The sequence below is a fragment of the Achromobacter sp. 1014246743 genome (assembly GCF_059760725.1).
Map to the genome: position 1 here is coordinate 1 of NZ_JCBANA010000071.1, position 23,140 is coordinate 23,140.

General features: G+C 67.1%; 24 protein-coding genes. 4 read left to right on the forward strand and 20 right to left on the reverse strand.

Features of this window, described 5'->3' with window-relative positions; genetic code table 11:
* Positions 1-57: 57 nt before the first annotated feature.
* The 3 genes from AC6LJ2_RS24360 to AC6LJ2_RS24370 all read right to left on the reverse strand — a co-directional run bounded on the left by AC6LJ2_RS24360 (position 58) and on the right by AC6LJ2_RS24370 (position 1,649).
* Entirely contained in the window at positions 58-435 is a 378-nt protein-coding gene (locus AC6LJ2_RS24360) for a hypothetical protein (protein ID WP_445657363.1), read from the reverse strand.
* A 226-nt stretch (positions 436-661) separates the two neighbouring features.
* Positions 662-1,021 carry a DUF4148 domain-containing protein gene (locus AC6LJ2_RS24365; RefSeq protein ID WP_263910171.1) on the reverse strand — a complete coding sequence of 120 codons (360 nt, stop codon included), beginning with the start codon at positions 1,019-1,021 and terminating at the stop codon, positions 662-664.
* Positions 1,022-1,298: 277 nt separating this feature from the next.
* Positions 1,299-1,649 (reverse strand): DUF4148 domain-containing protein, encoded by a 351-nt coding sequence (locus AC6LJ2_RS24370; protein ID WP_263910173.1) that lies wholly within the window; start codon positions 1,647-1,649, stop codon positions 1,299-1,301.
* Positions 1,650-1,861: 212 nt separating this feature from the next.
* On the opposite strand from AC6LJ2_RS24370, the gene AC6LJ2_RS24375 reads away from it, so the two are divergent.
* A complete protein-coding gene (locus AC6LJ2_RS24375) occupies positions 1,862-2,680 on the forward strand; it encodes a class I SAM-dependent methyltransferase (protein ID WP_498152363.1) in 819 nt (272 codons plus the stop codon).
* 20 nt (positions 2,681-2,700) lie between these two features.
* Here the strand turns inward: AC6LJ2_RS24375 and AC6LJ2_RS24380 are convergent, their stop codons facing one another.
* Positions 2,701-2,916 (reverse strand): SlyX family protein, encoded by a 216-nt coding sequence (locus AC6LJ2_RS24380; RefSeq protein ID WP_006391018.1) that lies wholly within the window; start codon positions 2,914-2,916, stop codon positions 2,701-2,703.
* A 108-nt stretch (positions 2,917-3,024) separates the two neighbouring features.
* Between AC6LJ2_RS24380 and AC6LJ2_RS24385 the strand changes: the two genes are divergently transcribed.
* Positions 3,025-5,076, forward strand: a complete 2,052-nt coding sequence (locus AC6LJ2_RS24385) for a TonB-dependent receptor domain-containing protein (protein ID WP_498152374.1) — start codon at positions 3,025-3,027, stop codon at positions 5,074-5,076.
* A gap of 108 nt (positions 5,077-5,184) precedes the next feature.
* Here the strand turns inward: AC6LJ2_RS24385 and AC6LJ2_RS24390 are convergent, their stop codons facing one another.
* Together AC6LJ2_RS24390 and AC6LJ2_RS24395 are read right to left on the reverse strand one after the other, a co-directional pair.
* Positions 5,185-5,781: an SEN1982 family lipoprotein gene (locus AC6LJ2_RS24390; RefSeq protein WP_498152364.1), complete on the reverse strand. Its 597-nt coding sequence runs from the start codon at positions 5,779-5,781 to the stop codon at positions 5,185-5,187.
* Between the two features lie 142 nt (positions 5,782-5,923).
* On the reverse strand, positions 5,924-6,544 hold the full coding sequence (locus AC6LJ2_RS24395) for a nitrogen fixation protein NifQ (RefSeq protein ID WP_445657360.1): 621 nt from the start codon (positions 6,542-6,544) through the stop codon (positions 5,924-5,926).
* 202 nt (positions 6,545-6,746) lie between these two features.
* On the opposite strand from AC6LJ2_RS24395, the gene AC6LJ2_RS24400 reads away from it, so the two are divergent.
* Entirely contained in the window at positions 6,747-9,266 is a 2,520-nt protein-coding gene (locus tag AC6LJ2_RS24400; RefSeq protein WP_498152365.1) for an ankyrin repeat domain-containing protein, read from the forward strand.
* A 69-nt stretch (positions 9,267-9,335) separates the two neighbouring features.
* Here the strand turns inward: AC6LJ2_RS24400 and cyoD are convergent, their stop codons facing one another.
* The 12 genes from cyoD to AC6LJ2_RS24460 all read right to left on the reverse strand — a co-directional run bounded on the left by cyoD (position 9,336) and on the right by AC6LJ2_RS24460 (position 20,675).
* Positions 9,336-9,686: a cytochrome o ubiquinol oxidase subunit IV gene (gene cyoD / locus AC6LJ2_RS24405; protein WP_006387442.1), complete on the reverse strand. Its 351-nt coding sequence runs from the start codon at positions 9,684-9,686 to the stop codon at positions 9,336-9,338.
* On the reverse strand, positions 9,686-10,300 hold the full coding sequence (gene cyoC, locus AC6LJ2_RS24410; RefSeq protein WP_263910182.1) for a cytochrome o ubiquinol oxidase subunit III: 615 nt from the start codon (positions 10,298-10,300) through the stop codon (positions 9,686-9,688). The genes cyoD and cyoC overlap by 1 nt, the downstream gene beginning before the upstream one ends.
* Before the next feature lie 3 nt (positions 10,301-10,303).
* On the reverse strand, positions 10,304-12,280 hold the full coding sequence (gene cyoB / locus AC6LJ2_RS24415; RefSeq protein ID WP_263910183.1) for a cytochrome o ubiquinol oxidase subunit I: 1,977 nt from the start codon (positions 12,278-12,280) through the stop codon (positions 10,304-10,306).
* 2 nt (positions 12,281-12,282) lie between these two features.
* Positions 12,283-13,191 (reverse strand): ubiquinol oxidase subunit II, encoded by a 909-nt coding sequence (gene cyoA, locus AC6LJ2_RS24420; RefSeq protein ID WP_263910184.1) that lies wholly within the window; start codon positions 13,189-13,191, stop codon positions 12,283-12,285.
* A gap of 283 nt (positions 13,192-13,474) precedes the next feature.
* Positions 13,475-14,029 (reverse strand): response regulator transcription factor, encoded by a 555-nt coding sequence (locus AC6LJ2_RS24425; RefSeq protein ID WP_369797704.1) that lies wholly within the window; start codon positions 14,027-14,029, stop codon positions 13,475-13,477.
* Position 14,030: 1 nt separating this feature from the next.
* Positions 14,031-15,233, reverse strand: coding sequence for a HAMP domain-containing histidine kinase (locus tag AC6LJ2_RS24430; protein WP_263910185.1), 1,203 nt, complete (start codon positions 15,231-15,233; stop codon positions 14,031-14,033).
* A gap of 277 nt (positions 15,234-15,510) precedes the next feature.
* Positions 15,511-15,897 (reverse strand): DUF4148 domain-containing protein, encoded by a 387-nt coding sequence (locus AC6LJ2_RS24435; protein ID WP_263910186.1) that lies wholly within the window; start codon positions 15,895-15,897, stop codon positions 15,511-15,513.
* Positions 15,898-16,150: 253 nt separating this feature from the next.
* The gene (locus AC6LJ2_RS24440; RefSeq protein WP_498152366.1) at positions 16,151-16,642 is read right to left on the reverse strand and encodes a copper chaperone PCu(A)C; all 492 of its coding nucleotides are present in this window, start codon (positions 16,640-16,642) and stop codon (positions 16,151-16,153) included.
* Between the two features lie 31 nt (positions 16,643-16,673).
* Positions 16,674-17,294 (reverse strand): SCO family protein, encoded by a 621-nt coding sequence (locus tag AC6LJ2_RS24445; protein WP_498152367.1) that lies wholly within the window; start codon positions 17,292-17,294, stop codon positions 16,674-16,676.
* A 62-nt stretch (positions 17,295-17,356) separates the two neighbouring features.
* Positions 17,357-17,794 carry a DUF2946 family protein gene (locus AC6LJ2_RS24450; RefSeq protein ID WP_498152368.1) on the reverse strand — a complete coding sequence of 146 codons (438 nt, stop codon included), beginning with the start codon at positions 17,792-17,794 and terminating at the stop codon, positions 17,357-17,359.
* A gap of 84 nt (positions 17,795-17,878) precedes the next feature.
* Positions 17,879-19,399 carry an acyl-CoA-binding protein gene (locus AC6LJ2_RS24455; RefSeq protein WP_445657354.1) on the reverse strand — a complete coding sequence of 507 codons (1,521 nt, stop codon included), beginning with the start codon at positions 19,397-19,399 and terminating at the stop codon, positions 17,879-17,881.
* Complete coding sequence (locus AC6LJ2_RS24460) at positions 19,389-20,675, reverse strand: MASE1 domain-containing protein (protein WP_263910193.1); 1,287 nt, start codon at positions 20,673-20,675, stop codon at positions 19,389-19,391. Before AC6LJ2_RS24460 ends, AC6LJ2_RS24455 begins: the two co-directional genes overlap by 11 nt.
* 171 nt (positions 20,676-20,846) lie before the next feature.
* Here AC6LJ2_RS24460 and AC6LJ2_RS24465 point away from each other — a divergent pair, with 171 nt between their 5' ends.
* Positions 20,847-21,620: a peptidoglycan DD-metalloendopeptidase family protein gene (locus tag AC6LJ2_RS24465; RefSeq protein ID WP_263910195.1), complete on the forward strand. Its 774-nt coding sequence runs from the start codon at positions 20,847-20,849 to the stop codon at positions 21,618-21,620.
* 8 nt (positions 21,621-21,628) lie between these two features.
* Here the strand turns inward: AC6LJ2_RS24465 and AC6LJ2_RS24470 are convergent, their stop codons facing one another.
* Together AC6LJ2_RS24470 and AC6LJ2_RS24475 are read right to left on the reverse strand one after the other, a co-directional pair.
* Positions 21,629-22,390 (reverse strand): amino acid ABC transporter ATP-binding protein, encoded by a 762-nt coding sequence (locus AC6LJ2_RS24470; RefSeq protein WP_498152369.1) that lies wholly within the window; start codon positions 22,388-22,390, stop codon positions 21,629-21,631.
* Complete coding sequence (locus AC6LJ2_RS24475) at positions 22,387-23,067, reverse strand: amino acid ABC transporter permease (protein ID WP_263910255.1); 681 nt, start codon at positions 23,065-23,067, stop codon at positions 22,387-22,389. Before AC6LJ2_RS24475 ends, AC6LJ2_RS24470 begins: the two co-directional genes overlap by 4 nt.
* Between the last annotated feature and the right edge of the window lie 73 nt (positions 23,068-23,140).

Consider the following 23,140-nt stretch of genomic DNA (forward strand, 5'->3'; position numbering starts at 1 on the left):
CCTCATCCCAGGATGAGGCGGGCGTTGCATTTGGGCGGCCGGGCAGGCCGCGGTGGATCAGTTGGAGCTGGCCTTCCAGGTGCCGTCAGGCTGCTTGCAGAACCAGAACTTCCAGGTCTCGGTCGTCTTGGCGCGCGCGAAATCGCCTTCCAGCAGGCGGCAGGTGCGATCACCCGACAGCTTGCTGGTCTGCAACGGCGTGATCCTGGCCGTGATGGGGGCCTGCTTGCCCTTGGGCGTGCTGGACCACTGGGTGCTCTGGCCGTCGGCCGCGTTGTTCAACGCGTCGGCCACCGCCTTGTGAAAGACGGGTTGATCGGCCTTGGAAATTTCAGTGATCAGGGCGTGGTTCAGCATCACGGCGGGCGCGGCCAAGGCAGCGCCGGACGCGCCGCAGGCGAGCAGGCCGATAGCGATCAGATGGGTGGTTTTCAAAACGGACTCCCTCGTTGTTATAGGCAGGAGGCTGCATGCGCAGCCCATCGGCGTTCACCTGCGATGGTAAGCCAAGCTGCCGGCTCTTGTCTTGAGGCGCGCGCGCCTGTGCTGATGTGGCGCAGAACAGGCAAAAAAAGCCGCCTGGAGAGGCGGCCAAGGTACAACAAGGGGAGGGGTAAATCGGTCAAGGCGGGCGGCCGCGCATCGGCGGCCGCGGCGCGGCTTAGTTGCTGCGGTGGTACGCGCCCGAGAACGGCAGGTCGTTGGGCTCGACGTTGGACACCTGGCCAGCAGCGCGGGCGGCGGCCAGTTCGGCCTGCACTTGCTCGCGGGTCACGCCAGATTGCGGTGCGCCATACACGCCTTGGAACGGCATGTCGTTGGGTTCGACATTGGACACCTGGCCGGCGGCCTTGGCGGCAGCCAGTTCGGCTTGCACCTGGGCGCGGGTCGGGCCTTCGTACGGGGTGCCGTAAACGCCTTGGAACGGCACGTTGTTGGGTTCGATGTTCTGCGAGGCGTAGGCACCGGCGCTCAGGGCGGCCAGGGACATCAATAGGGCGGTGGCAAGGGTCTTTTTCATGGTGAATCTCCGATTTCAAAAGCCGGGGAGCGAATCAGGCGGCCTATCCGTCGTGCTTCGTTGTTGTTTCCCGATGACTGAATGGTGCGCCGATTCAGACTAGGGATAAACCCGTATATCGGTAAAAGATTTTTCCACCAATGGAAAGTTAGTAGATTTTTTGAGTTTTAGTCTCCATTAATGGCATTGATAGCTGTGGCAACCGCCGGGTCCGAGCAATAAAAAAGCCGCCTGATCAGGCGGCAAGACTCCAGCAAGAGTCGGGCGCGGGGCGCGCCTAGCGTGTGGTTGTGGCCTTGAACGGCTTGTCGTCGGGTTCGGCCTCCGAGACCTTGCCAGCGGCCTTGGCTGCGGCAAGGTCTTTTTCCACTTGGGCACGCGTCGGGTCCGAGGGCGTAGAGCCGGCTGCCTTGAACGGGGTATCGTCGGGTTCAACATTCGATACCTGGCCGGCGGCCTTGGCGGTTGCCAGCTCGGCTTCGACCTGGGCGCGGGTGGGGCCGTTGTCCGGGGTGCCTGCCACGCCCTGGAACGGTACATCGTCAGGTTCGACGTTCTGTGCCGCCTGGGCGCAGGTGCCCAGGGCGGCCAGGGCTACCGTCAATGCACTGGCAAAGGTCTTGATCATGGTGTGTCTCCGGTTCACATGTCAGGGGAGCGCATTCGACCGTGGGTCCGCCGAATCCATTGCTGTCTCCCGAGGGGGCGATGTTGCATCACTCGGGTGTTTTTATAAATTGTTGTTTTTAAAAGGTTTTTTCCACTCGTGGCACAATAAATCAGATTTATCCAATTGCCATCCGCGATCTATCGCAGTTTGCTGTCCGTCTCGGGAGTCATATGGAAAAGCGGGACCTGACCGGCGTGAAGGCGACGCTGCTGATTACCCTGTACGCCAAGGCCCAGGAAAGCCGGCTGTCCGATTCCCTGTTGCGCGACCGCCACGCGGCGGATGCGGTGGCGCGTATCGACTACGACTTTTCCTCCCTGCCGCTGCGCCACGATGAAATGATCGGCCTGGCCATGCGGGCCCACGTGCTGGATGGCTGGACGCGCGAATTCATCAACGCGCACCGCGAGGCCACCGTGCTGCATCTGGGCTGCGGCTTGGATACGCGGGTGTTCCGGGTGGACCCGCCGCCCGAGGTGGCCTGGTTCGAGGTGGACTATCCAGAGGTGATTGCCCTGCGCCGCACGCTGTACCCGGACCGCGCGGACTGCCACCTCATCGCGTCATCGGTAGCCGATCTGGCCTGGCTGAGACAGGTGCCCGCGGGCCGGCCGACGCTGGTGGTGGCCGAAGGCCTGTTCCTGTACTTGCCCGAGGCGTCGCTGCTGGCGCTATTGCGCACCATCACGACGCAATTTCCCTGCGGCGAAGTGATTTTCGACGGCTACAGCGACCTGGGGCTGGCGCTGGTGGCGCGCAATCGCATGATCCGGGCCACGGGCGCCGTCACCCGCTGGAGCCTGAACCATCCGCAGGACTTGGAAGCCCAGGTGCCGGGCCTGAGACTGCGTACCGAGCAATTGGTGCAGGAGGGGCGCAGCCCGGCGCAGGTCGCACGGTACACCCGGGTTGCGCGCGTGGCGATCTGGTGGATGCGGCGGCTGGCTCCGCTGCGGCGGATCGGGCGGCTGTTGCGGTACCGATACTAGGGGCGGTGCCCCGGCCGCGTTCAGTAGTGCGGCGGCAGCTCGTCGCGCAGGCTGCGAAACGGCGCCGCGCCTTCGGGCGCCTGCTGGCGCAGGTCGGCCACCTCGCGCTGCAACCGGTCGATCTGCTGCTGTTGGCGCACGATGATCTGGTTGAGCTGTTCGAGCAGGTCGTCGGCGAAACTGGCCTTGACTTCCAGGTCGAGCAGCCGGCGTTCGATGTCTTGCGAATTTTCCATGCCAGTATTAGAACCCATTCCCCGCGTTTACCCGATCAGGAGCCCCGAGTGACCGATCACCCCCGCCGCCGCGCTCCGCTGTCCCGACTTCTGCACAGCCTGCTCGGCATGGCGCCGGCGATGGCGGCGGTGGCGCAGTCGCAGGTGCCCGAGACGGCGCCGGTGGTGGTGACCGGGACGCGGCTGGGGGTGTCCGTGCTGGATACGCCTGCGTCGGTGGATGTGGTCGAGGGCAGCGCCATGCGTCGGGGCCAGCCCGGCATCAATCTGTCGGAAGGCTTGGGCGGGGTGCCGGGCCTGCAAGTGCAGAACCGCCAGAACTACGCGCAGGACCTGCAGATTTCCAGCCGCGGCTTCGGGGCGCGGTCCACCTTCGGGGTGCGCGGGGTGCGGCTGTATGTGGACGGCATTCCGGCCACGATGCCGGACGGGCAGGGGCAGACCTCGAACATCGATATTGGCTCGCTGGATCGGGTGGAAGTGCTGCGCGGGCCGTTTTCGGCGCTGTACGGCAACTCGTCCGGCGGCGTGATCCTGGCCTATACCGAGGATGGCGCTGCGCCGCCGTCGGTGTCGGCCTCGGTATGGGGCGGCAGTTTCGGCACCTGGCGCTACGGCGCCAAGGCGTCGGGCGCAGAAGGCGCGGTGGACTATGTGCTGGACCTGTCGCGCATGACCACGGACGGCTTTCGCGACCGCAGCGCGGCGCGCAAGAACCTGGGCAACGCCAAGCTGGGCGTGCAGCTCGATGATGCCAGCCGCCTCACCATCGTGGCCAACAGCGTCGATCTCAAGGCGCAGGACCCGCTGGGATTGACCTATGCGCAGTTCCAGGACGAGCCGCGCAGCGCCGACCTGGCTTCGCAGTACGACACCCGCAAGACGGTGCGGCAGACGCAGGGCGGCCTGGTCTACGAGCGTCATGTCGACGGCGCCAATACGCTGCGCGTGATGCTGTATTACGGCCAGCGCGACACCGCCCAGTTCCAGGCCATTCCGCCCGTGGCGCAGATCGCGCCGACGCAGGCAGGCGGCGTCATCGACCTGACCCGGCGCTACGGCGGCGCGGACCTGCGCTGGACCTCCGAACTGGCCATGGCGGGGCGGCCCCTGACGTTGGTCGGCGGCTTTGCGTACGACACGCTGCGCGAGACCCGCCGCGGCTACCAGAACTTCATCGGCACGGGCAGCAGCCAGCAGTTGGGCGTGCAGGGTGCGCTGCGGCGCGACGAGACCAATACCGTCTACAACGCCGATCCCTACGTGCAGGCCTCGTGGCGCGTGACCCCGCAATGGACGCTGGACGCGGGCCTGCGCTACAGCACGGTGGACTTCGATTCGCACGACCACTACATCGCGCCCGGCAATGGCGACGACAGCGGCAGCGCACGCTACCGCCGCGCCTTGCCGGTGGCGGCCATCGGCTACGAACCCGTTGCGGGCACGCGCCTCTACGCCTCGTACGGGCGCGGCTTCGAGACGCCGACGCTGAATGAAATCGCTTACCGCCCGGGGGGCCTGCCGGGCCTGAACTTCGGCCTGGCGCCGGCGCTGAGCACCCACGTGGAAGCCGGCGTGAAGACCCGCGTGGGCGATGGCCTGCTGACCGCCGCGGTGTTCCACGTGTCGACCGACGACGAGATCGTCTCGGCCGGCAGCAGCGGCGGACGCACGACTTTCCGCAACGCGGGCCGCACCCGCCGCGACGGCCTGGAGCTGGGCTGGTCGACCCGCTTTGCCGGCCAATGGCGCGCGCAGCTGGCCTACACCTGGCTGGATGCGCGGTATCGCGACGATGCCGGCGGCGGCATCCGCGCCGGCAACCGCATTCCGGGCATCGCGCGTCAATCGGCCTTTGCGTCGCTGGGCTGGGCACCGCCGCAGGGCTGGCAGGCCGCCATCGAAGGGCGCTACCTCAGTCAGCTATATGCGGACGACGCCAACGACGCGGCGGCGCCCGGGTACGCCGTGGCCGCGCTGTCGGCCGGGTACATCAAGCAGATCGGCGCCTGGGAATTGAGCGCCTATGCGCGGGTCGACAACCTGTTCGATCGCCACTACGCGGGCTCGGTCATCGTCAACGAAAGCAACGGCCGCTATTACGAACCGGCGCCGGGACGCAGCGTGGGGATGGGGCTGGGCGTGACGTATCGCTATTGAAGCGGCGCACGACCTGATCTCGTTCGGTGTTGATCCGCGTGGGAGTGCAGCGCGACAGGCGGGTCATGACAAAGTCATGGCGCGCCTGTCGGGTGTCGGGTTGGTGCGTTAGTGCTTGAACAGACGTTCGTGCATCCATCCGTCATTCGTCAGGATCAACACGGCCTTGGCCTTGATGTCGCCCTCAGCCTGATCGGCGAAATTCTTGTAGTTTGCGCGAAGACTTTCCGATTTGGCCCAGTCTGCGACATCGTGCGCCTTATAGCGAAAGTTCACTTGCGAGATTTTCATGCCCATCGCGTCGCTGGGTTGCGTGAAGTTATCCACTTCAACGACAGCATATTTTCCGGTGCAGAAGGCATCCTGCTGGGCAAAGGTGTCGGCAGCGTTGGCGACCAGGTACTTCTTGCCCAGATCCGTGATCTGGTATTCGGTGGCCGGTTCCATCTTGTTGCCGAACATGGCTTGGGTTTCGGTGTTGCGTGGGCTCAGCAGGCCTGCTTCTACCAGCGAATCGGCAAGTTTCTTGGTCTGCCGACCGATGATGTCTTGATTGGCGAGCGTGAACGGCAGCTTCTTGGCGGGAATCGCGGCGCACAGCCCATGTTGCTTGTCCAGGTAGGTCTGAATGGCCTTGCCAAAATTGCCTTTGCTGGCGTCCTGCGCACTGCCGCATGCCACGAGGGAAAGGGTCAGGCAAGCCATGGCGATATGTTTAGGTGAGATATGCAAAACGGTGTTGCCCTCAAGTGGGTGAGATATCCGGGGTGAGCGGAAATCCTAACGGGCATCGGCATGGAAGCGGCGCAGCGTGTGAAAAATCAGAAATTTCCTCAGGTGTGAGGCCTCAATCCGCCCCGCCGTCGCCATAGCAGACGTCATGGTCCTCGCAGGCCGCGCAGCCAGGCGCCGCGGCGGCGGGCAGGCCGGCGTGTTCGCAGGCGGAATAGGCCAGGAATTGCTTCCAGCGCAGGTTGCGCGTGTTGCGCGCCACCAGGCCGGGGTAGTGGCGGGTCAGCAGTGCCGTGACGTCTTCGCGTCCGGTCAGGCCCAGGTCGCGCCACAGGTGGTCGGGGCGCAGGCAGGCGTGTACCAGCACGCGGGTGACGAACGGCGTGGTGGCGCATTGCGGTGCGCCATAGGCATCCAGCAGCGTGCGCAGCAGCAGGGTGAAGTCGGGGCGAGGATCAGGCAGGCCTTGCGCGGCATAGGCGGCCAGGCGGGCCGGCAGGTCGACCAGCGCAGGCTCCGGGCTGCGGCGCGCGCCGGGGAACAACTGCGTCAGGACCTCTTCCAGTTCGTCCGGCGCCAGGCCGCTGCGGGCCAGATCGCCGTGCGCCAGGCTCTTGCCGATCACCGTGGCAAAAAAGGCGGCGTCGGGATGGCCGGGCGCGGCATGGCGCAGCAGGCGACAGGCGAGGGCGGCAGAATCAGGGGCCTGGGCAAAGGCGGTCAACACGGCTGGCATGGCGAAGGGGGGGCGCTCGTTATTTGCGTAAAGTGCCGATCAGGTCGATATAAGCTCGACTATATAACGATTGGGCCGCGAGCCGCCTTGCCTGGCGTCAAGCGTCGTGGCCACGGGCCCCGTCCGCGCGGGGCGGCCGGCGCGCCAGGGCGGTATCATCGGGCCGCCTTCCACTTCCAGGTCCATCCGGATGCTTCCCGCCTTGCCCCTCGCGTTTCCCCGCCGCCTTGGCGCCGCCCTGCTGACGCTGGCTGGCGTGTTTGCCGTGGCGGCGCCGCCGCCGGCCGCCGCCTACGACATCGGCGCCGTGATCGACGCCGTACGGCTGTCGCGCTATCCGCTGCGCGAGCCCGAGCGCCGCGCCTGGGGTACCGAAAACGCCAAGGACGCGCTGCTGGTCGGGCAGATGGACAACCGGCTGTACCTGTACCGCTACGTCCGGGGCGCGCAGGCCGGCGCGGCGGCGGAACTGGCCTTTCGGTCGCGGCCGCTGGTGATCGATCCGGCCGCCTGGAATGTGTCGCGGCAAGAGACCGTCAGCGTGGCGGCGCCGCGCGAGGGGCAGTCGTTCTACTGGGTGGCCTATACCTATAACGACGCCGACGGCAGCCAGGCCAATGGCTTTCTGGTGGATGCGACCGGCGCGGCGGTGACGGTGCATGCGGATGCCGCCCGCGTGGTGGCGACGGCCGACCGGCCCTGGGACGACGCGCGACGCGCGGCGGCGCTGGCCACGCTCAAGCCCGCGCTGGTGGCGTATCCCAGCCCGCTCAAGGCATTTCCCGCGGACGTTCGTTTCGAATACCAGGCGCCGGTCGATGTGGCCGCCACCTTTCGCAAGCTGCACCAGGTGGCGTTTGCCATCCCGCGCGCCAAGGCCGCCGAGTTCAACCGGGCGCTGGCGGATCTGCGCCGCTTCGTGCTGGAAACGGACTATCGCGAGATCGATCCGGCTGGCCAGGACCCCGAGGCCCTGGCCGCGTTGAACGACTACGGTTTCTGGCTGGCCGAGGCCGGTAACCCGGCCGAGGCCGACGCGGTGCTGGGCGAGGTGCTGCGGCGCGACCCGGCGCGCACGCCCGCCTACCTGAACCGCGCCGATGCACGCCTGAAGCTGCGCGACCAGCGGCGCGATCAGCGCAGCTATTTCGAAACCTTGGCGCAGGAAGACTACCGCCTGTATTGCACGCGCCGCCTGGCCGCGGGCGAGCCGATTCCGGCCAAGGTGGCCGAGCGTATCGGCGCCGCGCTGGGCGCCAAGGCGCTGGATGCGGCGGTGTGCCGGCCCCGGCTGGCGATTTTCCAGGCGATTCGGGCGGGCGACCTGGACGCCGTGCGCGCGGAACTGGCGCGCGGGCAGGACCCCGACGGCGTCAACGAAAACGGCGTGTCGGCGCTGAATGCGGCCACGTCGGCCAAGCAGATCGAGATGGTGCGCGCGCTGCTGGCAGCGGGCGCACGGGTCGACGCTCCCACGCGCGGCGCGCCGCTCGTGTCCAGCGCCTTGCCGGATAGCCGCGATACCCGCCCGCTGGCCGAACGCTATGCGCTGGCCGACGTGCTGGTGGCGGCGGGCGCGTCGCTCGAAGCCCCCGATTCCAACGGCTCGCCGCTGCTGCTGCGCCGGGTGGCGTATTCGGCCGAAGACAAGGACACGCTGGACTACCTGCTGGCCAAGGGCGCCAACCCGAACGGCCGCGACAAGAGCGGCCGTTCGGTGCTGCACGCCGCCATGGGCAGCCCGTCCAGGTTCTGGTTTGCCGAGAAGCTGTTGGCCAAGGGCGCCGACATCAACGCTGCCTACATCCGCATGTACTACGGCAACCAGGCCATGTGGGAAACGCCGCTGCTGGAAGCGCTGCGCGAAGCGCCGGTCGAGGACTTGAAGCCGCAGTCCGCCTATGCGCCGTCCGAGCGCGTGGCGTTTGCGCTGGCGCATGGCGCCGATCCGGCGGTGGGTGGCTATGGGCCCAAGGATGGCCAGGTGCGCGCCGGCCTGGACGAGGCCTTCAGCTTGGCGGCGCGGCAGATGTCGCCCGAGCTGGTCGACCAGCTGGCGCAGGCCGCCGCCGGCAAGCCGCATGCCCCCACGACGACGGCGCCGATGACCAGCCTGCTGCGTCAATGGAACGAGGTCGAACTGCGTGCCGACGCGAACCAGAACAGCGCCGAATGGGACGGCCAGCGCGCCCGCCTGCGCGCCACCGCCGACCGCCTGCTGGCGGCAGGGGTGCCGTTGGCGTATGTGGGCAGCGCGACGGGCACCGTGAACAACCAGATCGCGCCGCTGTCGCTGCCGTGGCTGCCGGATGACCTGTATCAGGCCTGGCTGGCGGCGGGGGCAAATCCGTCGGACCGCAGCGATGGGTCCCTGCGCCTGCGCGGCGTGGCCGATCCCGGCGCGCTGCCCCTGGTGATCATGCTGCAGCAGGGTAACGAGGCCAAGGTACGCATGCTGCTCGAACACGATGCCCCGTTGTATGCCACGCCGGCACGCTGCGGCATGGCGGTGGCGGACATGCTGGCCTGGCAGGCCAGCGATGGCGGCCCCTTGTCGCCGTCGGCGGCGCGGGCGATGAAACAGGTGCTGGACGGTGCCGCCAATGCGCCTGCCTGCGACCTGGACCAGGGCGCGCGGGTGCAGCCGTATGTCGGCATGACCGCGCGGCAACTGGCGGACAGGCTGGGCATCACGCTCGTGGTGAAAGCGCCGGGCCAATAAGCCAGGCGCATCCCGCAAAAAAAACAGGCGCCGCAAGGCGCCTGTTTTGTCGTCAGCAAGTGACGGGTCTTACATGGCGTGGCCCATGTTGACGTTCATGTTGTACAGCACCCAGGCCGAACCGCCGACGATGATCGCGATGATCATCACGGTGAAGACGAACGTGGCCAGGTTGTCGCGGGCCGATTTCGAGGCGCCCATGTGCAGGAAGTACACCAGCTGCACCAGCAGCTGGAGCACGCACAGCGCCACCACGCCGATGATCGTGATGGTGTGGGACAGCGCGCCGCTCATCACCAGGCCGAACGAGCCGAAGGTGAGCAGAAGCGAGAGCACGAAACCGATGATGTAGGACTTCAGGCTGCCGTGGTCGGCGGCGTGATCGTCGTGGCCGTGTGCGGCCGCAGCGGAGTGCGACATCAGAGGGCTCCCAGAAGATAGACGAAGGTGAAGACGCAGATCCAGACGATGTCCAGGAAGTGCCAGAACAGGCTCAGGCACGCCAGACGACGCTTGTTGATCGAGTCCAGGCCATGGCGGCGGATCATGTCGATCAGGATGACGATCCAGATCAGGCCGAACGTGACGTGCAGGCCGTGGGTGCCGATCAGCGTGAAGAACGCCGACAGGTAGGCGCTGCGGCCGGGGCCCGCGCCTTCGGTGATCAGGTGATGGAATTCATAGATTTCCATCGCGATGAAGCCCGCACCGAACAGGAACGTGACCATCAACCAGCCGATTGCGCGGCTTTTGTTGTTGGCGTGCACGTTCAGGTTGGCCATGCCGAAGGTGAAGCTGGAGAACAGCAGCAACAGGGTTTCGACCAGCACGAACTTCAGGTCGAACAGTTCCTTGCCCGTCGGACCGCCCGCGGTGGCGTTGGACAACACCGCGAACGTGGCGAACAGCACCGAAAAGATCAGCAAGTCGCTCATGAGGTAGACCCAGAAACCGAAAACGGTCTTGGATCCATCGTCATGGTGCGCGTGATCGTCGTGACCCGCGTGGGGGTGAGTGGCTACGGCTTGAATCATGGCTCAGGCGGCCTTCTGCATTTTTTCAAAGTGGGCGTTCTCGATCCGCTCGACTTCAGCGGCCGGGACCCAGTAATCGACGTCACGGTCGTAGGCGCGGACGATGAACGAAGCGATCATGCCGACGAAACCGACGATGGACAGCCACCAGATGTGCCAGATCAAGGCGAAGCACATGACCAGGCCGAAGGCGCCGATGTACACGCCGGCTCCGGTGTTCTTGGGCATGTGGATGTCTTCGTACTTGGCCGGGCGCTTGTAGGCCTTGCCGCTTTGCTTGTCTTCCCAGAACTGGTCCAGTTCATCGACGTGAGGAACGTGGGCGAAGTTGTAGAAAGGCGCAGGCGAAGAGATCGACCATTCCAGGGTACGGCCATCCCAGGGATCGCCGGTGACGTCCTGGTTCTGCTTGCGCTGGCGAACCGACACGAACACTTGCTGCAGCAGGAACCAGATGCCCAGCATGATCAGCGCGGCGCCGGCCAGCGCGACCAGCAGGTAGGGCTGCCATTCGGGGTTGTCGTAGTGGTTCAGGCGACGCGTCATGCCCTTGAAGCCCAGGATGTACAGGGGCATGAAGGCCAGGAAGAAACCGACGAACCAGCAGTAGAACGAGTAACGGCCCAGGCGCTCGTTCAGCGTGAAGCCGAACGCCTTCGGGAACCAGTAGGTCATGCCGGCGATGCAACCGAACACCACGCCACCGATGATGGTGTTGTGGAAGTGGGCGATCAGGAACAGGCTGTTGTGCAGCACGAACGACACGCCCGGGATGGCCAGCATCACGCCGGTCATGCCGCCGATGACGAACACGATCATGAAGCCCAGCGTCCACAGCACCGGCGTGGTGATGCGCAGGCGGCCGCGGTAGATGGTGAACAGCCAGTTGAAGATCTTGGCCCCGGTCGGGATCGAGATGATCATTGTGGCAATGCCGAAGAACGCGTTGACGTTGGCCCCCGCACCCATGGTGAAGAAGTGGTGCAGCCAGACCAGGAACGACAGCACGCCGATGGCGGCCGTGGCGTAGACCATGGACTTGTAGCCGAACAGGGTCTTGCGGGCGAACGTGGCAACCACTTCGGAATACACGCCGAAGGCGGGCAGCACCAGGATGTAGACCTCGGGGTGGCCCCAGATCCAGATCAGGTTCACGTACATCATGACGTTGCCGCCCATGTCGTTCGTGAAGAAGTGCGTACCCAGGTAGCGGTCGGCCGTCAGCAGCGCCAGGGTGGCGGCCAGCACGGGGAAGGCGGCCACGATCAGCACGTTGGTGACCAGCGAGGTCCAGGTGAAGATCGGCATCTTCATCAGGCTCATGCCCGGCGCACGCATGCGCAGGATGGTCACGATGAAGTTGATGCCGCTAAGTGTCGTGCCCAGCCCTGATATCTGCAGCGCCCAGATGTAATAGTCCACCCCGACGCTTGGGCTGTAGTCCAGCCCTGACAGCGGCGGATAGGCGAGCCAGCCGGTCGCGGCGAATTCGCCCACGAACAGCGAGATCATCATCAGCGCGACGCCGGCACCGAACAGCCAGAAGCTCAGCGAGTTCAGGAACGGGTAGGCCACGTCGCGGGCGCCGATCTGCAGCGGCACCACGATGTTCATCAGCCCGGTGATGAAGGGCATCGCCATGAAGAAAATCATGATGACGCCGTGGGCGGTGAAGATCTGGTCGTAGTGGTGCGGCGGCAGGAAGCCGGCGGAGTCGGCCGAGGCGACGGCCAACTGGGTACGCATCATGATGGCGTCGGCAAAGCCGCGCAGCAGCATGATCAGGGCGACGATGATGTACATCACGCCGATGCGCTTGTGGTCGACGGAGGTGAGCCATTCCGTCCAGAGGTACTTCCACTTGCCGAAGTAGGTGATGGCGCCGAAGACCGCTAGGCCTCCCAGGCACACGGCGGCCAGCGTAACCATGACGATAGGTTCATGGTACGGAATGGCCTCGAGGGTGAGTTTCCCGAGCATTGTTAGTTGATTCCTGCGATCAGATTATTCGACGTGGGGGTGCACGTGGCGGAGTCCACGCCGGCCATCTTGGACATGGTGCTGCCCAGGATGAACTCGAACATCGACGGCGGCACCGAGGCGTACTTGACGACCGGATTGCGCTCGCTGCGCTTGGTCAGTTCCTGGTAGGCCTCGGGGGTCAGCGTCGTGGGCGATGCCTTGGCTTCCTTGACCCAGTTGTCGAACCCTTCCTGCGACGTGGCGATGGCCTTGAAGCGCATGCCGGAGAAGCCGGCGCCGCTGTAGTTGGCCGAAATGCCGGCGTACGTGCCGGGTTCGCGCGCGTTCAGGTGCAGCTTGGTTTCCATGCCCGCCATCGAGTAGATCTGGCTGCCGAGCTGGGGAATGAAGAACGAGTTCATGACCGACGCCGAGGTGATCCGGAAATTGACCGGCACGTCCACGGGGAACGCGATCTCGTTGACGGTGGCGATGTCGTACTCGGGGTAGATGAACAGCCACTTCCAATCCAGCGAAACCACCTCGATGGTCACCGGCTTGTGCTCGGACACGAGCGGCTTGTAGGGGTCCAGCGCATGGGTGGAGCGCCAGGTGATCACCGCGAGAATCGCCACGATGATACAAGGCACCGTCCAGACCACGATTTCGATGGCCGTGGAGTGGGCCCACTTGGGCTGGTAGTCAGCTTTGGTGTTGGACGCGCGGTACTTCCAGGCGAAGGACACAATCATGAAGAGGACCGGAATCACGACCAGGAGCATGAGCCCCGTCGCCGTGAGCAGCAGGGTCCGTTCCTGCATGCCGATGTCTCCCTTGGGGGAGAGGATTTCCATGTTGCAGCCGCCAAGCAGCATGACCGCGCCGACGCCGAAAATGCGCGTAAGGGTCGCAAGGAGGGGGTGTTTCACGTACAGCCTTGGATGGAGGGTGGGAAATGCTGCGGAGCAGCAGACTGGAATGCTGCTAGGCAGCAACGTCCATCCTATCGGCTTGATCTGGGTCAAGGCTGCGACGAATGGTCGCATTGCCTGGGAGGATTCTGCCCCCACGCGGGCAGATTCAGGGTTTTCCTAGGGGAGCAGATGCCCCTGGGGGGAGGGGTGGGGTGCGACGATATGTCGCACCTGCACAAAGGGGGGAGTTGACGATGTGTTGCATCCGCACCAAACCGCCCCGCTTGGCATCCCCCGGTCAATCGACCAGGACCTCGCGTTCTGGCCCCGGTTTTTTCGCCAGCTTGCGCTGCAAAGAGCGCCGGTGCATGCCCAAGAGGCGGGCGGCGGCCGACACGTTGCCGCCGGTCTCGTGCAGCGCCTGGTGGATGTGTTCCCATTCTAGGCGGTGCAACGGCGTCATGGTGCTTTCGATCGTAACCGTATCCGCCTTCACCAGGCCCAGGGTGCGCAGGATCATCGGCGCGGTGGCAGGCTTGGGCAGGTAGTCGTCGGCGCCGCGCTTGATGGCCTCGACCGCGGTGGCCACGCTGGCGTAGCCGGTGACCAGCAGGATGCGCATGTCGGCGCGCAGGGCCCGAAGGGGACGGATCAGGGTCAGCCCCGAATCTTCGCCCAGGCGCAGGTCCACCAGGGCAAAGGCGGGCCGGATTTCCTCGGCCACGCGCAGGGCCTCGGCGATGCCGGTGGCGGTTCGGGTTTCCAGGCCGCGACGCGACAGGCTGCGCTGCAAGGTGCGCACATACAGCTCGTCGTCGTCGATCAACAGGCCAAGATCGGTCGGATTCAACATGTCAGGTCCCGGGGGTGCCGAGCGGTAAATAAAAGCGGATGCGGGTGCCGCCGCCGTCGGCGGCCGTCATGGTCATTTCGCCGCCCAGCTGCTCGACAGTGGCATGCGACAGGGCCAGGCCCACGCCCAGTCCTCCCGGCTTGCCGCTGTTGAACAGGCTGGTGGCCGGCAGCAGCGTCTGGTCGGGGTCGAAGCCGCGGCCGTAGTCGCGCACTTCGCCGCGCAGGGCGCCGTAGCCGTATTCCAGGTGCAGGTCCACGCGCGGTTCGTCGGCGGCTTCGCCGGCGTCGGCCGCGTTGTTCAGCAGGGCCTGCAGCAGGTGGGCGATGGCCGGGTCGACCCGCAGGCTGGCCGGCAGGGTGCCCGAGCGTTGCAGGTTGATGGTCGGCCGGATCAGCCGCCACTGCCCCACCACGCGCACCAGGTCCACTGCGGTTGGGACCGCCAGATTGCGAATGCGTTCCCGGCACAGGGCCAGCAGCTGGCTGAGGGTGGCGACGTCGTCCTTCAGGTCGGGGTCCTTGACCTCGGCGGCGATTTCGTCGGCCAGCAGGGTCATGGTGGCCAGCGGGGTGTTCAGTTCGTGCGCCATCGCGGCGGCGTGGGTGGCCAGGGCGACGATGCCCTCGTTGCGGGTGAAGCGTTCGCGCAGGCGGGCCAGTTCGCGTTCGCGGGCCCGCAGGTCGGATGCCAGGCGGGTCGAGAACACCAGCACCACCACCACGGAAATCAGGAAGTTGGCCGACAGGCCCCACAGCAGCAGGGTGTGGGTGTTGACGTCGCCGCGCAGCGGCTGGCCGAAGATGGCGGCGGCCGCGTAGCCGGAAATGCCGGCCAGCGCGGCGGCCAGCGCCCAGTTGCGCGGCAGCGCCAGCGCCGCCAGGGCGGTCAGGATCAGGAACATCATGCCGAACGGATTGCTCAGGCCACCGCTCCAGCCCACCATCCAGGCCAGCGCGGCCATGTCCACCAGCAGGTGGGCGAAGGCGGTGGCGTGGGACAGGTCGCGGCTGTGGCGCAGGCGCAGGCTGGCGTAGACGTTGAAGCCGATCAGCACGCCCACGCCGATCCACAGGGGTTCGAGCGGCAAGGCCAGGCCCAGCACGCTGCTGGCGACCAGGATGGTGGCGGCCTGGCCCGCGATGGCGAGCCAGCGCAGGCTGCAGAGGGTACGCAGGAAGGAAAAGGCGGAACTACCGGGCATATCCAGACACAGGGTTGCCGGCACAACCGCCGGCGGCTACAGGCGCCCGGCGGCGCGGAACGCTGTCATCCAGCGCGCGGCGCAGGGGGCGCCGGCTGCCGTCAGGCCCCGCGAGGGCGCTGGCGGCGGATGTGCTGGCATTGTATGTGGAATCACGGCGCCCCGCAGGCGCGCGGGCGGTAATGTGTCCCCGATATCGGCCCCGTCAGCGGCTGGCAGACGAGCCTTGAGGCTGCGCGCCGCTGTGCCGAGGGGGGCCAGGGGACGGCGCGCGGCACTACTGGAGGGCGGACGTGCCGCTATGGGCCATCGGGGTGGGCGGATAGCTTTCCTGGTCGGACGCCATCTGCCCTTGCATCTCGGCCGTCTGCAGTTCCTGTTCGACCTGGGCGCGGCTTTCCATGGCGCCGCTGGTGGCGACGGCGGGCGGGTAGTCTTCCTGGCCGAAGGTGTATTGGCCGTCCTGCTTGGCCCGGGCCAGTTCGGCGCTGACCTGGGACGATGTCTTGGCCGAGGGGGCCGGGTAGCTCACGCGCCAGTCGCCGAAGGCGTCGCGCTTGTAGGTCGCGGCGGGCAGGGGGGAGGGGACTTGCTGGGCTTGCACGGTGGTGGCGGCGGCGGTCAGGCCGGCGCAGAGCAACAAAGTGGCTGTCAGGGTCTTCATGAAACGCTCCTAGCAATCAAAGCCATCGGCCACGGGTAGCGGCCGAGCCGTCGTCCTCGATACCGCCGGAGGACGATTTCCTGTGATGCGGGGGATGCCTGCCGGCGGCGTCGCGGACGCGGCGCACGCCGGCTTTTTCAGTTCGACCGGATGCGATGGCGGGCGTTGCAGAAAACGCCCGGAACCGCCCAAACAGCTATTTCAAGCTTGAAATACAGGTGTCAATCCGCTTGCAGCGGCATGGACCCCTGTTTCAGTGGCCGTGCCCGGCCGCCGCCGGCGCGGCCGCCGACAGCGGGCGTGCCACGGCCGTCACCGGCACGCGTTGCTGCTTGCCGGCAGCGTCCTGCAGCACCAGCGTCAGCGCCACCGGATCGCCCACGGAAATCTGCTTGGCCAGGTCGATCAGCATGACGTGGTAGCCGCCCGGCTTGAGCTCCACCGGCTGGCCGGCGGGCAGGTCGATGGCGGAGACCTGGCGCATCTTCATGACGTCGTTCTGCATGGCCATTTCGTGTACTTCGGTGTGCTTGGCGGCGGCGGACTCGACGGCGACCAGGCGCGTGGGGGCGGCAGCGGTCAGGCGCATGAAGACGCCCGTGGCGTGCTGGTTGGGCACCGTGGCGCGGACCCAGGCGTCTTCCACCTTGAGCGGGGCGTCCTGGGCCAGGACGGGGGCGGGGTTCAGCGTCAGCGCGCTCAGGGTGAAGGCGGCGGCCAGGGTAGCGAAAGCGGTCTTTTTCATGGGAAGTTCCTTGTTCAGAGGGGCGCGGCGCTTACAGCACCGTGCGCAGGTCGTCGGCGCACTGCTCGGCGCTTTGCTGGTGGCGCAGGGCCAGGCGCAGCTTGCCCTGGGCGTCGATGATGTAAGTCAGCGCCGTGTGGTCCATGGTGTAGGACGAACCGGTGGGCACCTTCTGGTAGAACACCTTGAACGACTGGGCCGCGGCGCGGGTCTGTTCGGCGTCGCCGCGCAGGCCGACGAATGCCGGGTCGAACGCCTGCGTGTAGGCGCGCAGGATTTCCGGCGTGTCGCGTTCGGGGTCCACGGTGATGAACAGGATGCGCAGCTTCCTGGCGGCCTCGGGGCCGAGCAGGCTCTTGATCTCCAGCGCCCGGGTCAGGGCGGTGGGGCAGATGTCCGGGCACTGGGTGAAGCCGAAGAACAGCATCACGGTCTGGCCGCGGTAGTCGGCCAACTGGCGCGGCCGGCCGTCAGTGTCCTGCAGCTGGAAGTCGCCCGTGGGCATGCTGGACAGGTCCATGCCGTTGAGCTTGGGGGCATCCGGGCCGCAGCCGGCCAGCGGCAGCAGGGCCAGGGTGGACAGCAGCAGGCGCCGGCGGCGGTCGGGCGTGGGCGCGCCGCCCAGGGGCGCGCGCGTAAGCAGGGAATGCATGAAAACCTCGTCGAAAGACGGTTCGCGACAGGCGCGGCGCAGGCCGCGCGCAAGGGGCGGTGTCAGGCGACGAAGGGCGGGGCGCGTGAGCCCAGCGGCGGCCCTTGGGCCGGCTGCACGGGCAACGCATGGGGGGGACAGGCCGGCGGGGGCGCAGGGCGGCCGGCGGCCAGCGCCAGCGGCGCCACGTAGGGCGTGGGGGCAGGCGTGACGTGGGCCAGCAGTCCGAAGGGACATTGGGCGCCCGTCTCGGTGCTACGGTGGTCACCCGTGCCGTCGGCGGTCTTGCCATCGGCCGACAGCGCGATCCTGAAGGTGGACAGGTCGCCCGCGGCCGAGCAGAAGGTGACTTCCAGCCGGCCGTCGTGCAGCGCGCGGGCATCGGGCATGTAGCCCGCCGGCACCACGGCGCGCAGCAGCACGGCCAGGAACGCCAGCCACAGCACGCCCCGGACGCGCACGGCGCCGCAGGCATGCAGAAGGCGGATCAAGGCAGGCATGGCGGGATTTTAGGGCAAGCGCCCGGACTGCCGCGCAGGGCAAGCGTGCGGCGCAGTGTCGCAGTGCGCGGGCCGGGCGCGGTGTCAGTCATCGGTGTCCAGCCGCCGGATCAGGGCAATGTAGCGGCGTTGCGCCTGGTCCGGCGGCAGGCCGGTCAGCAGGCGCCATGAGGCGTGTTCGATCTGCTCGCGCGGGGTCGCGTTGGCGTCGGCCTGGGGCGGCGCATCGCCGTGGCGGGCCTGTTGCTCGTAGGCGTGCAGCCGCAGCGCGACGCCGGTCGAGGGGGCCTGCGGCAGGGCGCGCAGTTCGAGCACGGCGGCTTCGAAGGCATCGGCCAGCGCGTCGGCGGGGATGTCCAGCGTGGCGCGGTCCATCGCATCGCCTTCGGGCTCCAGCCCGCTGGCCACGGCCAGCCGGCGCCACAGCGCATCTTCGGCGGCCGGGTCTGCCGCCGTCGAGGTGACCTTGGCGATCTGCTGGTTGCGCAGGCGCAGCGTGTGGGTCGAGGCGCCGCGGAACACGGCGGGGCCGTCCTGCACCTGGAAGGTCAGCGGCACCGCGATCGAACGCCCGGCCAGTTCGGGTTGGCCAACGCTGTCGACCGTGAAGGTGTTGCGCGAATAATCCATGACCCGCGAGAACAGGTCCACCAGGCCGCCGCGGCCCTGGTAGACGCCCGCGAGCGGACTGTCGCCTTCTTCGTGCCAGGCGATGTCTTCGGCGAGCAGCGGGAACAGCGCTTCGAATTGGCCCGACAGCAGCGCATCGCGATACGCCTGCAGCAGGCGCTCGGTGTCTTCGGCGGTCATCGCGGCGGCGCGGCCGGGGCGGGCGGCGGCCTCGGGGCGCTTGTCCATGAACTGCAGGATGTCGGCGGCGACGCGGTCGCGGTCGTTGTCCACGCAGATCATGTGGTAGCTGTTGTCCAGCAGCACCAGGCGGCTGTCGGGAATGGCGTCGTTCAGGTAGTGGGCCGACCGTACCGAGGTCAGCTCGTCTTCGTGGGCATGGATGATCAGGCTGGGGCAGGTGATGGCGTTCAGCCCGCGCTGCACGAAGCGCCGCAGCCGGTCGACCTCGCGCACGCAGGCCAGCGGCACCCAGCGGTAGTGGAAGTTCTCGCCGCGTTCGAACTTGGCCTTGACGATGGACCGCACCAGTTCGTTCTTGATGCCGTAGGGCTCTTCTTCTTCGACGCGCATGCGCGCGGCCAGGCCCGGGATGCGGTAGACCAGCTTGCGCAGGTCGCGATACCAGGGCGTGCTCCAGCCGTCGATGAAGACGGGCGCGGCCAGGCTGACCAGCTTGCCCTTGCGGTGCTGCACGCGCTTGCACAGCTCGACGGCCAGCAGGGCGCCCAGGCACATGCCGACCACGTGCACGGTCTCGTAGCGGCCGGCCACCTCGCGGTACTTGGCGGTCACGGCGTCCAGCCAGTCTTCGGCGCGCACGGGCAGCAGGTCCTCGGGCGTGGTGCCATGGCCGGGCAGCGTCAACGAGTGCGTCTCGATGCCGGCGCGCTTCAGTATCTTGTGCAGCGATCCCAGGTCGTACTGGGTGCCGCCCAAGCCGTGGATGAGCAGGGCTCCTGTGCTATTGGACATCTGCCTGCTCGACTTCGCCCAGACGCCACATGCCCGCCACCACGGCGACGCTGCCGTCGAAATCCTGCAAGGGTGATCCACGGTCGCTCACCACGCGCCAGCCGCCGCCGGCATGCGCCAGGCGGAACAGCAGCGGCGTGCGGTCCAGGCCGCCGGCGCGTCGGGCGGCCCAGTGCAGCGTCAAGCGGGCGCGATCGTCGGGGTGGGCCAGGGCCAGCAGCGCGTCCAGGTTGGCGATCGCGCCGGCGGGCAGGCCGAAGGCGTCGTGCAGGTCGCCGGCCAGTTCGAACGAGCCGTCAAAGGGGTTGTAGCGGTACATCAGCTGGTGGCTGCCGGCCAGCGCCAGGTCGAAGCGGCCGCGCCATTGCTCGGCGTTTTCGAGTTCCTGGGCGCGGGCGCCGCGCAGCGTATTGACCAGCAGGATCAGCAGCGCGGTGACGACCAGGTACACCTGGGTGGCCAGCAGCACGTGCCAGTGGTCGTTGGCCTCGACGAAGGGCCCTTCGCCCTGCGCGCTCTGGTACAGCGCCATCAGGGTCAGCGTGATGACGGCCAGGGTGCCGCCCAGCGGCCCCCACACCAGCGCGGTCAGCACCGCGAACACCAGCGGCAGGTAGGTCAGCTCGAAGGTCACCACATACGGCAGGTTCTTGATCATGTCGCCGTCGAAGGTCAGGAAGGTCGAGACGATCAGGGCCAGGTAGGCGACGGCGCCCAGCACCAGGTCGCGCATGCGCGGACCGCCGGAACGGCGCGGCCGGAAATGCGCCCAGCCGGTGACGGCCGGCGCCAGGATCAGGATGCCGCCCAGGTAGGCCGCGACCCAGGTGCGCAGCCGGACCCAGGCGTGGGCTTCCTGGGTCATCCACAGCCAGCTGCCGTTGAGCAGGGCCGACAAGGCGGCGCCCACCACCGCGCCGGCCAGCAACGCGGCCACCGTGCCCACCCCGCCATCGCGCGGCGTCAGGCGCTGGATGGTCCAGGCCGCGGTGATGCTGGACAGGCTGGCGGTAATGGCGAACACCAGTGCCGTGGCGGGCTGGCCGCGCGTGAAGCTGGTGATCACGATCTGCGCAAAAAAGAACGCGGCCAGCAGCAGCGGCCAGTTGCGGCGCTGCGTCAACAGATAGGCGCCCACCGCCACCCCGGGCGGCAGCCAGACGAACACGGCATGGCTGACCGGGTCGTTGAGCAGGCGTGAAAACAGGCCGCACAGCAGGTACGGGATCGCCCATAGCAGGCAAAACGGGTTTCTTCGGGGCGCTTGGGTTCCCATGTGGCTCCTTGCAGACGCGGTGTTCCATGACGAGCCGCAGCTCGTCGCAATGAGCGGGTTATACACGGGTCGGGGCGGTCTGCCAAAGCCATCGGGGCATACTTGCGCCCGAAAATCTTGGTACCCTTGGACGCAGTCGTTCCCCATTCGCTTCAGGATTCAGTGCTCTCCTTGCCCGCCCAGACCCTGCCCGCTTCCCTTTTTGCCGCCGCGCCGGGGCGCGTATCGGCGACTTTCCCTGTTCGTGCCGCCCGATGGTTCAGGTGGGCGTTGCTGGCCGCGCTGCTGGCCTTGCTGGCGGCCTGCGGCACGACCAAGGTCCAGCCGGGCTATTACCGAGTCCAGTCGGGCGATACCCTGACGCAGATCGCGCGCAAGCAAGGCACCAGCGTATCGAACCTGGTGCGCTGGAACAACCTGTCCAATTCCAATTCGATCGAGGTCGGGCAGATGCTGCGGGTCCAGCCGCCGGCGGGCCAGGCCAGTTCGTCCCCGCCCACCAAGTCGCGCGGCAAGGCATCGCAAGGCACCAAGTCGTCGGCGCCCGCCATGGGCAAGCGGCGAACCGCGCCGCCCGGGGCGATCTCGCTGGTCTGGCCGGCGCAGGGCAAGGTCACGCGCGGCTACGACGGGTCGGGCTCGAACGGCATCGTCATTTCCAACAGCAGCGGCACGCCCGTCGTGGCGGCCGCCGCGGGCACCGTGGCCTATTCCGGCAGCGGCCTGCGTGGCTACGGCCACCTGGTGATCGTCAAGCACAGCGCCAGCTTCCTGAGCATCTACGCCCACAACAGCAAGCTGCTGGTCAAGGAAGGCCAACGCGTCAGCCAGGGCCAGAAGATCGCGGAAATGGGCAACAGCGACAGCAAGCAGGTCGGGCTGTATTTCGAATTGCGCTACGACGGGCAGGCCGTCGACCCTGCGGGATCTTTACCGAGCCGATAGGCCGATTTCTACGCTTGATGCCCCGCGTCCTGCGTCAAGGTCGAGATGAAGGCGGCGGTGCGCGGGTCGGCGGGGTGGGTGAAGAGGTCGCGAGAGGGGCCGGCTTCGATCACGGTGCCGTCCAGCAGGAATACCACTTCGCGCGAGACGCTGGCGGCCAGGCGCAGGTCATGCGTGGCCATGAGCATGGTCATGCCTTCGTTGGCCAGCTGGCGCAGCACGTCCACCACTTCGGCCGCCAGACCCGGGTCCAGCGCCGACGTCGGCTCATCGCACAGCAGCACGCGGGGAGCGGGCGCCAGGGCGCGGGCGATGGCCACGCGCTGCTGCTGGCCGCCGGACAGGTTGGCGGGCCAGGCGTCGGCCTTTTCCAGCATGCCGACCTTCTTGAGCAGTTCCTCGGCGCGCTCGCGGGCGCGGTCGGCCGGCCATTTCTGCACGGTCACCAGGCCTTCCATGACGTTGCCGATCACGGTCTGGTGCGGGAACAGCTGGAAATTCTGGAACACCATGCCGGTCTGCTTGCGCACCCGCTGGACCTGGTCGCGCGACAGCTTCAGGCCGGGTTCGAATTCGACCTGTTCGGGGCCGATTTCCAGCAGGCCGCGATCGGGCACTTCCAGCAGGTTGACGCAGCGCAGCAACGTACTCTTGCCGCTGCCGGACGGGCCGATCAGGGCGGTGACGCTGCCTTCGGCGATGGTCACGTCCACCTGCTTGAGCACGGGGTTGCCGCCAAAGGATTTTTCGATCTTGTCCAGGCGGATCATCGCTTGTTCTCGCTAAACACGGCATGCTGGCCGAAGCGCCGTTCCAGGCGAACCTGGGCGGCGGACAGCACCGAACTGAACACCAGGTAGATCAGCGCGGCCTCGGTGTACAGGATCAGCGGCTCGTAGGTGACGGCGGCGATGCGCTGCGCCGCCTGGAAGATCTCGGGCACCGTCAGCACGGCGGCCAGCGAGGTGTCCTTGACCAGCGCAATGAATGAGTTCGACAGCGGCGGCACGGCCACGCGGGCCGCCTGCGGCAGCACCGTGCGGCGCAGCGCCTGGCCGCGCGTCATGCTCAGGGAATAGGCGGCTTCCCACTGGCCTTTCGAAATGGATTCGATGGCGCCGCGGATGACTTCCGAGTTGTAGGCGCCGACGTTCAGCGTGAAGCCGATCAGCGCGGCCGGCAGCGGGTCAAGTACCACGCCCACGCTGGGCAGGCCGTAGAAGATCACGAACAGCTGCACCAGCAGCGGCGTGCCGCGGATGAGCCAGACATAAAAGCGCACCAGCGCCACCAGCGGCGCCGGGCCGAACAGCCGGATCAGCGCCACCACGAAGGCCAAGGCCAGCCCCAGCGCGAACGACATCAGCGTCAGCGGCACGGTGAACACCAGCCCGGCGTGCAGCAACGGCCAGAACGAGTCGGCCATCAACTGCACCCAGGCCGGCACCGTCCAGCCGGCCACTTGCGCCAGGATCCAATCGGGCAGGACGGCCTGCAGCCACGAGGGTAGCGTCATGGCG